The organism is Postechiella marina (assembly GCF_039538365.1).
GTDB lineage: Bacteria > Bacteroidota > Bacteroidia > Flavobacteriales > Flavobacteriaceae > Postechiella > Postechiella marina.
Genome location: NZ_BAABCA010000003.1, coordinates 510,098 through 526,391 on the forward strand (window position 1 = coordinate 510,098; position 16,294 = coordinate 526,391).

A 16,294-nucleotide genomic window follows, 5' to 3' on the forward strand; every position below is an offset into this window, starting at 1 on the left:
TGTTATATGAAAAAAAAGAGTATATTAGCAACCTAAAAAACAAATTAAAAGACAGAATAGAACCACATGAACCCCTCTCAAAGAACGTGACTTTTTGTAAGATTTCGGGTCTTAGTAATAAGGCCTAATAAAATTTAGTTTGCCCTAACAAAATTTTAAAATGAAACTTAAATTTAACCTACTTATTATTTGCTTTGCATTTGGTTTATTTTTTAATATGGCTAATGCGCAATATTGCTCATCATCTTTCCATAACCCTTCTCAACATTATATATCGAATGTTAATGTGGGTACTTTAAATAATACAACTACATATGGAGCTTCTAGTTATTCTGATTACACATCAATATCAACAGATTTAACCATTGGAAACACATATACAATAACTATTTCAAGTGCTAGAGTAGATTCTTGGAGAGCTGCTGGTTATGGCATTTGGATAGATTATAATGGCGATGGCGATTTTTATGATGCTAACGAAGAGGTATGGTCTTTTGGCACCTCTACAGTGTCTCCGCAAAGCACAAGTTTTTCTGTTCCAGGTAATGCTATTACAGGCGCCACTAGAATGCGAGTAAGTATGGTTAACTGGTATACTCCTGATCCTTGTGCAGTAGACACCAATACAAATAATTATGGCGAAATAGAAGATTATACTATCAATATTTTACCACCAGTAAACCCTGTTCCTGCAGATGATGATCTTTTGGTTACACAAAACAGTAATACAGGAGCTAACAACCAAATTGATGTTAGTTTAAATGATAACATTGGTACAGATGGAGGTGATTCTGATAATTTCTCTTTAAACACTACAGCATCTAACGGTACTGTTACAGAAGTTTCTGATGGCGTTTTTGAATATGTACCTAACGCCAATTTTTTTGGTACAGATAGCTTTACATACTCTATTTGCGATGCATTAAACCACTGTGCAACAGCTACTGTAAATGTTATAGTTAACTGGGCTGCATGTAAACCAACTAGTAATTCAAAAGGCGATAGATATATTACTAATGTTAGTCTTGTTGGAGAATCTACATCTATAAATAACACCTCTGGAGACGATGGTGGCTATGCCAATTATACAGACGGTACCGCAGCAGATTTATACTTAGGTAGCTCGTATAATGTAACAGTCTCAACAGGAGGAGACACCAATACTGCTGGTTGGGCTGCTTACATAGATTTTAATCAAAATGGAAATTTTAACGATCCAGGTGAAAAAATTTATGACACACAAGGCACAGAAGCTTATTCTCCTTTTGCTTCTCAAAACTTTACAGTTCCTTTTTCAGCTTCACTAGGTTTTACAGTAATGCGTATTGGAGTAAGAAGGTATTACTCATCGGGAGAATCCTGCGGAACAACCTCTGGACAAGCAGAAGAATTTGAAGACTATAAACTTAATTTATCTATTAACCCTACAAGCCCTGCAGAAATAGATATTAAGGGTAATGGTAACAATATTACAGATGGATCTACAACCACATATGTAAATAACAATACAGACTTTGGAGTTTACGATATTTATAGTACCATTCCATCCCAAAAAACATATAGAATAACTAATAATGGAGGTACAGACTTAATATTAATTGGTGGTTCGCCTGTTACTCTAACTGGTAGTTCAGATTTTTCAATATCCTCACAACCAACCTCTACAACTTTAGCCTCGGGAGAGTTTACATTTTTCTCTATTGAATTTAGTCCTACTGCACCTATAATAGGACAAAGAATAGCTACAGTTAGTATTGCGAACAACGACCCAGACGAAAACCCTTATACTTTTACAATAGAAGGCTATGGAGAACAAACTTTTCCTGACACTGATGGAGATGGCATACCCGATAATGTAGACTTAGATGATGATAATGATGGTTTACCCGATCAATACGAGCAAGTATCTTGTGTATCAAACCCAATAGCAAATACAACAGATGTTGTATTTTTATTCGAAGATTTTGAAACTGGCACAAACAGAGGTACAATTGACGGAGTGACATACTGTTGGGAAGACGGTTCTGGTTCGTGTAATAGTTCTCCAGATTTAAATGATGGAGAATATGTTGTATACTATAAAGCCACAAACAACGATGGCACAAACCAAACACCTAACGGGGAAGTTGCTAGCTGGGCAGATGGGCTTTGGTATCCTGGTCTAGACCATACACCCAATGATACTAATGGGAGAATGGCAATGTTTAACGCCGATTACGACCCTGGTATATTTTACGAAAAAACTATTGTAGGTGTAAGTGCAGGGGTAGATATTACATATGGATTTTCTGCAATAAATTTAGATAGAGCTAATGCTCCTGGAATTGCAACACGAGAAAGACCATCGGTTTTAATAGAAATACTAGACCCAACTGGCACCGTAATAACCTCTTCTTCAACTGGACTTATTGCTCCAACAACAGATTACGTAACTGGAGATTGGGTAGATGTAAGCGCAACCTTTAACACACAATACACTCAATTTACCGTTAGACTAATTAACCAAAGTCCTGGAGGTCTTGGAAACGATTTAGCTATAGATGATATTTTTGTTCAACAAACACTTTGTGATTTAGATGGCGATGGCGTTGAAGATGCCATAGATTTAGATAATGATAACGACGGTATACCTAACGTCGTAGAATTACAATTACCAGACACAGATAAAGACGCTACAGTTAATAACGATACTGGCGCCAATACTTGGGTAGATATTAATAACAATGGGCTTTTAGATTTATACGACCATCAAGATGCTGCAGGAAACAATCCTGGAGACGTTGGATTTACATCATCTGTAGGAGTACCAATAGACTTAACAGACCCAAAATATGATACAGATGGTGATGGTGTTACCGATTATTTAGACCTAGACTCTGATAACGACGGTATTTTTGACGCTGTAGAATACGACAATAGAGGAGATATTGATATAAATGGCGATGGGAATGGTGATGGATTAGATCGCCAATTATACGACAGTAATGGCATTGCTATTCCAGACGATGGTTTTGATGGCGATGGTATTTTAAGTCCTGCTGATGGCAACGATTTAGATGCAGATGATAATGACCATGGAACAAACAACGCCTATCCAACACCGCTTGACGACGATGGAGATGGCATACCTAACTTTAGAGATGTTGATAGTGGCGACAACCCTAATAATTTTGCCAACGGTAGTGACATAGATACCACAGAAATTTATGCGCATTTAGATGCTGATAATGATGGTGTTTTAGATGATACTATAGATACTGATAATGATGGTATTTTAGATATTTTTGATACCGACAATACTATTTACGGTTCTCCAAGAGCATTAAACGATTCGTATACCTTATTTTTTGATGGTAGAAATGATTATGTAGAAGAACCTCCTGTAATAAATGGATGGACAAACGCAACCCTTATGTCTTGGGTAAAAGTAGAACCCGGATCTTCTGGCAAACGTGTTATTGCTGGTCAAGACGAAATACAACTTTATATAACTGCAAGTGGTAATGCAAGCGCAAGCGCAAATGGCAACACCCTAACATCGTCTGCAGCAATAGCTACTGGTATTTGGGTACATGTTGCAGCTATTTACAATGGCACAACAGGCAATTTTACCTTATACATAAACGGAGAAGAAGATGGTACAACAACGGTATCTGGTGCATTGCCAGCAGACACCTCTAACTTTACTCTTGGCAGAACACCAGATACAGATAGCGACTATTTTGAAGGCGAACTAGACGAGGTTAGAGTCTTTACCAAAGCCTTAACCAAAACGGAGCTGGAAAGAATGGTATATCAAGAATTAATAACCGCACAACGTGGTGCAGTTATTCCTTTAGATATTTCTACCACCTTAGCTGGAACTCTTTCTAGATACTATAAAATGGACACATATACAGATGATATTACAGGCAACAACGCATCTGGAGCAAAACTATACAATATTAAAAATATTTATTTTCAAACGGCGCCTTTACCTTACGAAACCATAGCTGGAGGTAGTGGCCATTGGAGTAATAAAAATAACTGGAAACATGGAGATGTTTGGGATATTGACGACGAAGCAAATAATAAAGATTGGTCTATCGTGCACTTAAAACACAGCATAGAAACAGCTAATAGGCATGGTACTTCTGGGTTACTAATAGACGCAAGTGCAGACTTAGAAGTTAATGGAGATTCAGAGCTTTTAAACACTTGGTACCTTAACCTTGATGGCGATATAGATTTACAAGGCGAATCGCAATTAGTACAAACAGAAACAAGTATTTTAACAGCTACTAGTAATGGTACTTTAGAGAGAGACCAGCAAGGTAACTCTAACACTTATTTATATAATTATTGGTCTTCACCTGTTGGCACACCAAACAATAGCACAAATAATAACAGTTATACATTACCAAATGTTATTTCTAATGTTCTGTTTTCTTCTTCGGGATTTAATGGTAGCGATTCTCCTGTTACAAATGCAGATTATTGGATATGGAAGTATGCCAATAGATTAGGAGATACTTATTCTGAATGGCAACACATAAGAAGCACAGGCACCATGCTTACAGGCGAAGGCTTTAGTATGAAAGGGCCAGGCACAGCAACACCCGAACAAAACTATGTTTTTAAGGGAAAACCTAATAACGGAGATATAACACTAACTATTGCTGCTGGTAACGACTATTTAATAGGGAACCCTTACCCATCTGCAATGGATGCTAATGAGTTTATTTACGATAATATTAGCACAACTGATGGTGGACGAAATACCACAGGAAACGTTATTAATGGGGCTTTATATTTCTGGGATCATTTTGCAAAAGACACACATATTTTAAGAGAGTACGAAGGTGGCTACGCAACGTACACCTTAATGGGTGCAGCCCCTGCCATTTCTACCGATACAAGAATTACTGCTTCTGGACAAACAGGAACAAAAACGCCAGGGCAGTACATACCTGTAGGACAAGGCTTTTTCGTATCTGCCATTGCAGATGCCTCTTTACCTAATGCATCAAGCATGACACAACCTATAGATGGAGGTACTATTGTAATTAAAAACAGTCAGCGTATTTTTAAAACAGAAGCATCAGACCCTTCACTTTTTCTTAAATCGAATTCTAAAAAAACTAAAACAGCTTCTACAAAAGCCAATACAGATATAAGAGAAAAAATCAGATTAAAATTTAATTCACCTAAGGGCTATCATCGCCAATTACTTGTTGGTGTAGATTCTTTAGCAACAAAAAACTACGATTTAGGTTACGAAGCTTTATTAAATGAAGAAAACAGCGAAGATATGTATTGGATGCTTAACGACTCTCAACTTATTATTCAGGCTGTAAATAATTTTGATAAAACGCAAACTCTTCCGCTTGGCGTAAAAACAAAAGAAGGTGGTTTTATTGAGATTGAAATTGATGAGTTAGAAAATATTTTAGACGAAACAGAAATCTATTTAAAAGATAATTTAAACAATGTTTATCATAATTTAAAAACATCAAAATATATTACAAGTGTAGCTTCTAACGAAGTGCATGATAGATTTGAAATTGTTTTTTCTGAGAATAACGAATTATCGAATACAGATATTAAATTAAATACCGACATTGCAATTTACTATAACAACACTTTAAAAACTATCGAGATTTCTAACGAAAAAAATCATGATATAAAAAGTATTGAAGTTATTAATATGCTTGGTCAAAAATTGTTAAATAAAGCTATTAATTCTTCTAAAAGTAAAATAAGCACACCAGCAAACATAAATTCTGGGGCTTATATTTTTAAAATTAAAACATTAAATTCAACCATAAATAAAAAGTCTTTAATTAACTAACCACTAACCAACCCGCATGACTATTACTAAAAAACTACTATTAGCAGTAACAGCCTGTTTATGTTTTTATTTTTCTGAAGCACAAACATCTCCAATGCAACCGCTATCCTCTTCTACAACACACGGATCGGATTGGACAACAACAAATTTAACTCCAGACCAAGCTCTAAACTTTCCTTGGGAAATTACTTATGGCCCTGACAATAAGTTATGGATTACCGAACGTGTAGGAGAAAAAATAATACGAGTAAGTACAGCTGGAACTCAAAACACAGGAGATATAGAAACGTTAATAGATTTAAGCGCTAAAATAGAAAACTCTAAACAAGGCGGATTAATGGGCATGGCTATTCATCCAGATTTGTTTAATAATTTAAACACAGCAAATAATTATGTTTATGCTGCGTATACTTATAATGATGGAGCAGGACTTCAATTAAGGATTGTTAGATTATTATATAATCACGCTCAAAATATATTAGAAGAAGACACATCTCTTGACGCAAATGGCACCATAATAGAAGGTTTACCTGGTAGTGAAGACCATAATTCTGGACGATTAATTATAGGTCCAGATTTAAAGCTATACTACACTATAGGAGACCAAGGAGCCAATCAATTTACCTATTCTTGTAATCCTATATTGTCTCAGGTATTGCCAACATCTCCCACAGATTACAGCAACTACCCAGGAAAAACATTACGCTTAAACCTAGATGGTTCTATTCCATCAGACAATCCAGTACTTAATAATGTACAAAGCCATGTTTTCTCCTACGGGCATAGAAATGCCCAAGGCATTATTTTTGGACAAGATGGTACTTTATACAACTCTGAACACGGAGCAAAAGTTGACGACGAAATAAATATTGTTAGTTCTGGTAAAAATTACGGTTGGCCAGAAATTGCTGGTTATTATGATAATTTAGCTTATACATATTGTAATTGGTCTTCTTTAGGCGGTGCTTGTGATGCTAATAATTTTAGCGACCACAATTGCCCAAGCGGTGCAGATACAAAAACAGAATACCAATCTTACCCTACACTAGCAGATGTACCTAGTAACTTTGCACCTCCAATAGGTACTTATGGAGGTACAGTAGACACCGATCCGCCTGGAGGTTGGTTTTCATGGCCTTCTGTAGCACCCTCTAGTATAGATATTCATGAGGCAAATAATATACCTGGTTGGGGAAGATCTTTATTAGTTTCAACCTTAAAAAAAGGAACGATATACCGCGCAAAGTTAACTCCTAAAGGCAATGATATTGTTGGAGACGATGACGAAAGTACCATTGATGGATATGAAGAATTTCATTCATCTAACGATAGGTATAGAGACATAGCTATATCTCCTGACGGACTTACCATTTATGCGGTTACAGATAACAGTGGTGGTACTTCTGGTCCATCGTCTGGAAGTGGTGTATCAATAGAAAACGGAGGAACAATTGTTAAAATAGAATATGTAGGGGCGCAAGTTACCAATCCGCCAGTTGCAAATTGTCAAGATATTACCGTAACCTTAGATGCAGATGGCAACGCAACTATTTTAGCAGAAGATATTGATAATGGCTCTACCGGAGGAACCGCAGGAATAAACAATATAGTTATAGACCAAGATACTTTTAACTGTACACACATTGGTACGCAAACCGTTTGGCTAACCGTTACAGATAATAATGGTAACGAAAGCAGATGCAACTCTACAGTTACTATACAAGCAAATGCAAACCCTAATCCTTTTACTGCCCCTACTTTAGATGCTATTGTGAGCAATTGCCCTATTACAGTTACTGCACCAACATTACTTAATAATGCCTGTATAGAAGTTACAGCAACCACAACAGATCAGGTTACTTATAACCCTGGAGAAAGCGGAACGATTACTTGGTCTTTTGATGATGGAACAAACTCTGACACAACTACACAAGACGTTATGGTAAATACCCTAGACACTCCATCGAACATCGCTGTAACACCAGGAGCAACAACATCTTACTTAGTTTGGGACAATATAGACGATGTTAGTTTTGAAGTTAGATATAGAGAAACAGGAAACTTTACTTGGTTAACCGAAACAACAAACGCTAATAGCTTAACACTTGCTGGGCTAAACACTTCTACAACATACGAGTATCAATTACGAAGCGACTGCGGTACGTTTCAATCTAGCTATACAGCTTTAGATACGTTTATGACTACTAATATTACTTACACAAAACCAACAGTTTCTTATTATCCTGATAATTTCTACATTAGTAATCTAAAATTAAAAAACAGTAGTAATATTGAAATTTTAAATAATTCGTCTGATGAAAATGATGATATAAATGGATATTCTGATCATACTACAGGAGAAACCATCCCTGATTTAAAAGCTGGCGATAATTTTAATATTGATATTACACTAGTAAATACACACGAATGGAACAAAACCACGGGACATTCTGTTTGGATTGACTACAATCAAGATGGAGATTTTCTAGATAACAATGAGCGCGTCTGGGGTACAACTGCTGGCAATGATTTATTTGATCATGGTGTTGTAGCGCAAGGCTCTTTTACAGTCCCTAGTGAAACACTAGTTACATTAGGAAACACACGCATGCGAATTGCTTCTAGAACATACTACACCCCTGAAAACTCTATTGAAATGGCGTTTGATAATAACAACGGTGGTGAGTATGAAGACTATATGGTAAATATAACTGGAGAGCCTTTATCACTTTCTAAATATTCTGTTTCAGAATTTAAAGTATACCCTAACCCTGTAAAAGATGCATTAACAATACAACTACCACCTAATTACAACATAAAAGGACTTAAAGCTGAGCTTTATGACATACAAGGTCGAGTTATAACTCAAAAAAACATAATAAACACTTACACAACAGTTGAAAACTTAAATAACTTAAACAAAGGTGTTTACTTTATTAAATTTAAAAATGATAAAGGTATATTAGGTACTAAAAAGCTAATAAAACTATAATAGTTATTAATTAAAATTTACAAAAAAAGCCTAAAACAGTATAAATGTTCTAGGCTTTTTTTTGTAATTATTTTAATTGTGTTACTGCTTTATAAAAGCTCGTAACATACTATGGTCTGATTTTAATGTATTTATTTTTTCGGTTTTTAATATTTCTAAATCTTTAGACACCCAAATATGGTCTAGAGAAAGTAGCGGTATATTATTAGGCCAAGTTTCTACAAAACCATTTCCCTTTTTTAAAAAAGCATGATTAAAGTCTTGCTTAAATCGCCTAAGAAAAAAAGACTCTAAGGGCACATTAAAATCGCCTAAAACAATAGCATTTGTTGTTTTATTTATTTCTGGATTTGCAAAATTAAACTCCCATGATTTTGGTACATCATAGCTACCCATCATATCTACAGCAAAAAAATGGACTCCAGATGTTTTAAAATGAACAACTGTAGAGTTGTGATTAGAACTTCCTTCTTTTATAATTTGCATTGGAGTTTTAGAAAAAATTTGCAATTCTTTCTTCGATTTGTAAAAATAATAATCTGGGTATTTTTTATGTAAATCATTAAAGTTATTACCCTTTGTTTCGGTTAAAACCATAACGTCTGGTATTTTTTCAAGATCTAGAAAAACATCCTCAAAACTATTTTCTCTTGAAGCGTTCCAAAACACAACTTCCAAATCTGTTTCTTTTATTTCAGAATCAAAACTAATTCTAAAGCTTCTACTTAACCAGACCAAACAAAGCAAAGCAGCTAGCATTAAATTATATTTTTTTAGTTTTCCAAGAAAAATAGACAATACCAATACTATAGCAATAATAACTGGTAACGGAAATAAATAAAAATATATAGATATATAATGATTATACTCTTTTACAAAAAAATGTAATGTGAGTAATGCTGCAATAATTAAAATATTTGCAAATAAATAAAGCGCCTTAATTATTTTTATCATTAGCGTAACGAGAAACCTTTTGCTGCCCACCATGGGTGAATTTCTATTACCAATCGACCTGCCTTTACCATAGGGTCAGAATTTGCTAAACTATCTGCCATTTTCAAACTCGGTACATTATAGATTGTAACACCTCTAATATTGCCATCGTCACCAAAAGGTCCAGAAATATCTGCATACCCTAATTCGTACATTTTACCTAAATGCGCTAAGTGCTCCTTTTGCAAATCCGTAGCTTCTTCTTCGTTTTGACCACGAATAGGTCCTTTTTTTAAAAAAGCCATAAAATATTGTTGCATAATAATAGTGTCTTTAGTTCTCTTATCCACATAATGGAAAGTACTATATCCTTTAGCTTTAAGATCGCTTATTATTGCTTTAGCAGATTTTTTAACTGTAACATTTTCGTCTTGTTTAACAACCAATGTATCTATCTCTTTTTTAATAACCTTAGCAGATGATTCAATAGTAGTCTTATCAATCTTAACAGGTTTAGCATCCTCTTTACAAGCAAAATTCATTAAAATTAAGAACACAAAAAAAACATAATTTTTCATAATAAAAGTATTTAATTCCAAGTATTATAAGGCGCTTTGCTTAGCAAAGAATTATAATACTTTATTTGCCCGGTAACTTCTTGGCCCAACCAACTAGGTTTTACAAACGTTTCGTTTTCATTATTTAATTCTACTTCGGCAACTATCAACCCCTTATTATCTCCAAAAAACTCATCAATTTCAAAAATATGTTGTCCTACTTTTACCTCGTACCGTATCTTTTCTATAACGCCTTTTTCGCATAATTGCAATAAGGCTTTAGCCTCTTCTATCTTAATTTCTTTTTCCCATTCAAAACGTGATAAACCATTGCTTGTAGATTTTCCTTTTACTGTTAAAAAACCTTTTTCCCCTTTTACACGTACTCTAACAGTACGCTCTTTATGTGTATTTAAAAACCCCTGAATAATTTCGGTATGCTTAAAAGCATCTGTTTTAAAACCTTCAGATTTAACTAAAAATTTACGTTCTATTTCTACCATTTATCTTTTATCTAATTTATAATAAAACACGTTTCAAATAAATCTTTTATTAAAAATAAGCTATTTAATGTCTAAATTTACACTATGTCTAACGATTTACCAATTAGAAAAATTATTCATATCGATATGGATGCGTTTTACGCCTCTGTAGAGCAAATGGATAATCCAGATTTAAAAGGTAAAGCCATTGCTGTTGGAGGTGGCGAAAAACGCGGTGTAATTAGTGCAGCAAGTTACGAAGCTAGAAAATTTGGAGTAAAAAGTGCCATGTCTGGAAATTTAGCAGTAAAACTTTGCCCAGATCTTATTTTTGTTAAACCACGTTTTAATCGTTATAAAGAAATTTCTAAAAAAATTAGAGATATATTTTATGATTACACAGATTTGGTTGAACCACTTTCGCTAGACGAAGCCTATTTAGATGTTACAGAAAATAAGAAAGGGAACCCTAGCGCCTCTTTAATTGCTAAAGAGATAAGAGATCGTATTTTTAACGAAATTGGATTAACAGCCTCTGCAGGTATCTCTATTAACAAATTTGTTGCCAAAATAGCAAGTGATTATAACAAACCTAATGGGCAAAAAATTGTAAATCCGGGAGAGGTTATCGAATTTCTTGAAGCTTTAGATATTAGAAAATTTTATGGTGTAGGTAAAGTTACTGCAGAAAAAATGTACCAAAAAGGTATTTTTACGGGTAAAGACTTAAAAGAAAAATCTATTGAATATTTAGATAAAAATTTTGGAAAATCTGGTCGTTACTATTATTACATTGTAAGAGGTATACATAACAGCGAAGTAAAACCAAATAGAATTAGAAAAAGTTTAGCAGCAGAGCGTACATTTAGAGAAAACTTATCGAGCGAAATTTTTATGCTCGAAAAATTAGAGCATATTGCAGAAGAAGTTTCTCGCCGATTAAACAAAAGCAAAGTAGCAGGGAAAACAGTAACTTTAAAGATAAAATACAGCGATTTTACTTTGCAAACACGAAGCAAAACTTTGCCTTATTTTTTAAGTGACAAAAGTATTATTCTAGAAACCGCTAAAGATTTATTGTATCAAGAACGCTTGAGTAACTCGGTACGTTTACTAGGCATTTCTTTGTCTAATTTAAATACAGAAACTAAGAAAAAACCAGAACAAAAAAGTGTAAGCGTTCAACTTAGCTTTAAATTTTAGGTCTTTAGCAATTATAATACATTTAATTAAAACTATTTTAAATAAAAATGCTGCCAAATGGCAGCATTTTTATTTATATAAAGTGATCTTAAAACTAAGCTCAAGATAATAATTTAAGCGTAATAGGTAAGTAAGGCTTAACTTAAATTACATGTTTTTATTTCTGTTACACGCAACGTATTTACCATTCCTTTTTCTTGAATTGGCATGGCTGCTAAACTAATTAACATGTCTCCCGCTTCTAAATATCCTTTTTGACATGCCATAGCGTTTACATCTTCTATAGTCTCGTCTGTACTTACAAACTTATCGTAGTAAAATGCTTTTACACCCCAAAGTAAACTTAAACGAGTTAATATTTTTTTGTTAGATGTAAATACTAAAATGTGACAAGACGGTCTCCAAGCCGAAATTTGAAATGCTGTATATCCACTATTTGTTAATGTCGAAATACCTTTTGCATTAATTTCGTTAGCCATATTTGCTGCATGATAACAAATAGATTTTGTTATGTAACGGTTAGTTCTAATATGCGGAGGTAATTGTGGCACCTTTATTAAATCTGAGTCTTCTACACTTTTTAAAATGTCTGACATTTGCTTAATAACTTGTACTGGATATTTACCAACAGATGTTTCGCCAGATAACATTACAGCATCTGCACCATCCATTACAGAGTTGGCTACATCGTTTACCTCTGCTCTTGTTGGTGTTAAACTATCTATCATAGTTTCCATCATTTGCGTAGCAATAATAACTGGTATTCTAGCTTTTTTAGCACGTAACACCAATTGCTTTTGAATTAACGGAACCTCTTCTGCTGGAACTTCTACACCTAAATCGCCACGAGCAACCATTAAACCATCGCATTGCGATACAATTTTATCGATATTTTCTACCGCTTCTGGTTTTTCGATTTTAGCTATAATAGGAATTTTATATTCGCTGTGTTCTTTTATTAAATCTCTTAATTGCATTAAATCTTCAGCATGACGCACAAATGATAATGCAATCCAATCTACTCTCTGGCCAATAGCAAAAATAGCATCTTCAATATCCTTTTTTGTTAATGCAGGTTGAGATATATTAGTGTTTGGTAAGTTTACACCTTTTTTAGATTTTAATGGTCCGCCTTGTATAACTTTAGCAACCACTTCGTCTTTAAGGTTTGAAGAAACGACTTCAAAAATTAATTTACCATCATCTAAAAGTATACGCTCTCCTGGTTTAGCATCTTGCGGAAACGTTTTATACGTCATATAAACACGCTCCTTTGTTCCTTCAAAACGCTCTCCAGTTGCAAAAATTATTTCGTCTCCAGGGTTTACAATTACCTCTTCTTTCATCACGCCAACTCTAAGTTTTGGCCCTTGTAAATCTCCTAAAATGGCTGCATTATACCCATACTCGTCGTTAAGTTCGCGTATCATATTTATACGCTCTGTAACATCACTGTAATCGGCATGAGAAAAATTAATTCTAAAAACGTTTACGCCTTCGTCAAGCATTCCTTTTAAAACTTCTTTTGTACTAGATGCAGGTCCTAACGTCGCTACTATTTTGGTCTTCTTTCTTATTGGCATTAGCTAAAAATTAAATTGTCCTTTGATTTTAATTGACTTGTGTCAATACTATAGGCTGTTGCTATTTGGGGTATATTTAGTATACTATTAATAATATACTTTTCTTTGTTTTCGCTTAATTCGTTTTCAATCTTCAAAAAATAATTAACCCGTTTTTTTTCGGGCACCAAATTAAATGTTTTGGTTACCTTATATTCTGTATTAAATAACGATTGATATTGAGCAACTTCATAAATTTCTTTTACACATATATTAGAAACTAAACTCCAAGTTAATAGCTGCTTTTCGTCTTCCCAATCGAAAATTGAAAACGACGATTTCCCGCTATTAAGGTCTAAATCGCACATTTTTCGCTTAAAACTGATGCCTAAATTTTTATTTAAAAGATAAGCTAATCTATAATCTTCGAGCGTACAATGTATAGCTATTAAAGTATAATTTACTTCATCAAATACATTGTCTAGAATAAGTTTGTGTACAGCCATAACTTATATTATCGACGTAAATATAATATATTAAATATTTAGTAGAGATATATTTTGTCTAATCTTAACGTTAAATACAACTCAAACGTTGTAGTTATTCTCTAGTAAAAAAGTAGACTTTAAAGCATTTTAGATATACTTTTTTGAAACGCAAAAAAAGCACGCTTAGATGCCTTTTCTTCAGCCTTTTTCTTAGATGTAGCCCTTGCTTTTGCCACAATTTTATTATCTATAGATAGCTTTACAGAAAAATGCCTTACGTCGTCGTTACCTGTATCTTCGTATACATTGTAAGCAAAAGTTTTTTTCTCTTTTTGGCACCATTCTATTAGCAAACTCTTATAACTTATAACCTTACCTTCAAGTTTTTCTATATCTACATAAGGTATTATAATGCGCTTATATATAAATTTTTCACATTGCTTATAGCCTCCGTCTAGAAATATAGCACCTACTAATGCTTCAAATAAATTACCATGAATATTATCGCCAAATTGCCCTGGCGGAATTTTACTTTCTACTAACTTAATTAGGTTTAACTCTCTACCCAACTCATTTAAATGCTCTCTACTTACAATTTTAGATCGCATTTTAGTTAAGTAGCCTTCGTCTCCACCTGGTACTTCTAAATACAAATGAGATGCAACAACCGAGCTTAGCATGGCATCGCCCAAAAACTCTAGTCGTTCGTAATTAATAGCATTACCCTGGCTGTCTTTAATATTCATTGAGCGGTGAGTAAATGCTTTTTTATAGAATTTTAATTGTTTTGGATTAAAACCTAGAATTTGGTTTAATTCCATAAAAAAACTCCCGTTGCGCTGAGAACGGGAGTTTAATATTTTTCGAATATAGTTCATCTAAGAATTAATAATTTTATTTAATATTCAGATGTAATAAACCATGTTTCATTTTACTGTAAAATTTAATTTATCGTTATGGTTTATTTAATTCGAGATTAATCTATTTTTTTGAATACGATACAAGCATTATGCCCACCAAATCCAAATGTGTTACTCATAGCCACATTAACCTCACGCTTTTGCGCAGTGTTAAGTGTTAAATTTAATTCTGGATCAATGTTTTCATCAACCGTTGTGTGGTTAATTGTTGGAGGTACAATACCATGCTCCATTGCTAAAATAGCCGAAATGGCTTCTATAGCTCCAGCAGCTCCTAGTAAGTGCCCTGTCATTGATTTTGTTGAATTAATATTTATGTTTTTGGCGTGATCTCCAAACACCTCAGTAATTGCCTTAAGCTCAGCCACATCACCTAAAGGTGTAGACGTACCATGTGTATTAATATGATCTACGTCTTCTGGTTTAAGTCCTGCGTTTTCTAAACAATTTTTCATTACAGCAATAACTCCAATACCATCTGGATGAGGCGCTGTCATGTGGTATGCGTCAGAAGATAAACCTCCACCTGCAACTTCACAATAAATTTTAGCACCTCTTGCTTTTGCGTGCTCATATTCTTCTAGAATAAGTGCTCCTGCACCTTCTCCAAGTACAAAACCATCTCGTGTACCATCAAATGGACGCGAAGCTGTTTCTGGACTTTCGTTTCTAGTAGACAAAGCATGCATAGCATTAAAACCACCCATACCAGCAATAGTAACTGCAGCTTCACTTCCTCCAGAAACAACTACATCGCAATGTCCTAAACGTATCATGTTTAAGGCATCGAACATAGCATTTGCAGATGAAGCACATGCAGAAACTGTTGTGTAATTTGGCCCCATAAATCCATGCTTGATGGAAATATTTGCAGGCGCAATATCGGCAATCATTTTAGGAATAAAGAAAGGGTTAAATCTTGGTGTCCCGTTACCTCCTGCAAAGTTTAAAACTTCTTGCTGGAAGGTTTCTAAACCACCAATTCCTGCTCCCCATATAACACCTACGCGTAACTTATTTACCTCATCTAGATTTAGTTTAGCATCTTCAATAGCCTCATCTGCAGCCACTACAGCGTACTGTGCAAATTTATCCATTTTTCGTGCCTCTTTTCTATCAAAAAAATCGGTAGCTACAAAGTTCTTTAATTCGCATGCGAATTTTGTTTTGAACAACTCAGTGTCATAATATGTTATAGGCGCAGCACCACTCTTACCACTAATTAGACCTTCCCAATATTCGTCTTTGGTGTTGCCAATAGGTGTTAAAGCCCCTAATCCTGTGACTACAACTCGCTTTAATTCCATAAAATTATGCTTAATTTACT

At 34.3% G+C, this 16,294-nt stretch carries 10 protein-coding genes; 3 read left to right on the forward strand and 7 right to left on the reverse strand.

The window, feature by feature from the left end; genetic code table 11:
- The first annotated feature begins 160 nt into the window (after positions 1–160).
- Positions 161–5,830, forward strand: a complete 5,670-nt coding sequence (locus ABD715_RS08620; protein ID WP_344787760.1) for a GEVED domain-containing protein — start codon at positions 161–163, stop codon at positions 5,828–5,830.
- A gap of 16 nt (positions 5,831–5,846) precedes the next feature.
- Positions 5,847–8,822 carry a PQQ-dependent sugar dehydrogenase gene (locus tag ABD715_RS08625; RefSeq protein ID WP_344787761.1) on the forward strand — a complete coding sequence of 992 codons (2,976 nt, stop codon included), beginning with the start codon at positions 5,847–5,849 and terminating at the stop codon, positions 8,820–8,822.
- Between the two features lie 81 nt (positions 8,823–8,903).
- Here ABD715_RS08625 and ABD715_RS08630 read toward each other — a convergent pair whose 3' ends face one another.
- The 3 genes from ABD715_RS08630 to ABD715_RS08640 are packed head-to-tail and all read right to left on the reverse strand — an operon-like array spanning position 8,904 to position 10,815.
- Positions 8,904–9,776, reverse strand: a complete 873-nt coding sequence (locus ABD715_RS08630) for an endonuclease/exonuclease/phosphatase family protein (RefSeq protein ID WP_344787763.1) — start codon at positions 9,774–9,776, stop codon at positions 8,904–8,906.
- Entirely contained in the window at positions 9,776–10,333 is a 558-nt protein-coding gene (locus ABD715_RS08635) for a YciI family protein (protein ID WP_344787764.1), read from the reverse strand. Before ABD715_RS08635 ends, ABD715_RS08630 begins: the two co-directional genes overlap by 1 nt.
- Positions 10,334–10,344: 11 nt before the next feature.
- Positions 10,345–10,815, reverse strand: a complete 471-nt coding sequence (locus ABD715_RS08640; RefSeq protein ID WP_344787765.1) for a CYTH domain-containing protein — start codon at positions 10,813–10,815, stop codon at positions 10,345–10,347.
- 84 nt (positions 10,816–10,899) lie between these two features.
- Here ABD715_RS08640 and dinB point away from each other — a divergent pair, with 84 nt between their 5' ends.
- On the forward strand, positions 10,900–11,997 hold the full coding sequence (dinB, locus tag ABD715_RS08645; RefSeq protein WP_344787767.1) for a DNA polymerase IV: 1,098 nt from the start codon (positions 10,900–10,902) through the stop codon (positions 11,995–11,997).
- A gap of 137 nt (positions 11,998–12,134) precedes the next feature.
- Here dinB and pyk read toward each other — a convergent pair whose 3' ends face one another.
- The 4 genes from pyk to fabF form a co-directional block, all read right to left on the reverse strand.
- Complete coding sequence (gene pyk, locus ABD715_RS08650; protein WP_344787768.1) at positions 12,135–13,580, reverse strand: pyruvate kinase; 1,446 nt, start codon at positions 13,578–13,580, stop codon at positions 12,135–12,137.
- Entirely contained in the window at positions 13,580–14,065 is a 486-nt protein-coding gene (locus ABD715_RS08655) for an IPExxxVDY family protein (RefSeq protein ID WP_344787769.1), read from the reverse strand. Before ABD715_RS08655 ends, pyk begins: the two co-directional genes overlap by 1 nt.
- Before the next feature lie 119 nt (positions 14,066–14,184).
- Entirely contained in the window at positions 14,185–14,925 is a 741-nt protein-coding gene (gene rnc, locus ABD715_RS08660) for a ribonuclease III (RefSeq protein ID WP_344787770.1), read from the reverse strand.
- A gap of 98 nt (positions 14,926–15,023) precedes the next feature.
- Positions 15,024–16,274 carry a beta-ketoacyl-ACP synthase II gene (fabF, locus tag ABD715_RS08665; protein WP_344787771.1) on the reverse strand — a complete coding sequence of 417 codons (1,251 nt, stop codon included), beginning with the start codon at positions 16,272–16,274 and terminating at the stop codon, positions 15,024–15,026.
- Positions 16,275–16,294 lie beyond the last annotated feature (20 nt).

Excerpts from the sequence above, each read along its gene's own strand:
- ABD715_RS08620 (WP_344787760.1), top strand. The coding sequence starts at position 161 with ATGAAACTTAAATTTAACCTACTTATTATTTGCTTTGCATTTGGTTTA.
- ABD715_RS08625 (WP_344787761.1), top strand. The coding sequence starts at position 5,847 with ATGACTATTACTAAAAAACTACTATTAGCAGTAACAGCCTGTTTATGT.
- ABD715_RS08630 (WP_344787763.1), bottom strand. The coding sequence starts at position 9,776 with ATGATAAAAATAATTAAGGCGCTTTATTTATTTGCAAATATTTTAATT.
- ABD715_RS08635 (WP_344787764.1), bottom strand. The coding sequence starts at position 10,333 with ATGAAAAATTATGTTTTTTTTGTGTTCTTAATTTTAATGAATTTTGCT.
- ABD715_RS08640 (WP_344787765.1), bottom strand. The coding sequence starts at position 10,815 with ATGGTAGAAATAGAACGTAAATTTTTAGTTAAATCTGAAGGTTTTAAA.
- dinB (WP_344787767.1), top strand. The coding sequence starts at position 10,900 with ATGTCTAACGATTTACCAATTAGAAAAATTATTCATATCGATATGGAT.
- pyk (WP_344787768.1), bottom strand. The coding sequence starts at position 13,580 with ATGCCAATAAGAAAGAAGACCAAAATAGTAGCGACGTTAGGACCTGCA.
- ABD715_RS08655 (WP_344787769.1), bottom strand. The coding sequence starts at position 14,065 with ATGGCTGTACACAAACTTATTCTAGACAATGTATTTGATGAAGTAAAT.
- rnc (WP_344787770.1), bottom strand. The coding sequence starts at position 14,925 with ATGAACTATATTCGAAAAATATTAAACTCCCGTTCTCAGCGCAACGGG.
- fabF (WP_344787771.1), bottom strand. The coding sequence starts at position 16,274 with ATGGAATTAAAGCGAGTTGTAGTCACAGGATTAGGGGCTTTAACACCT.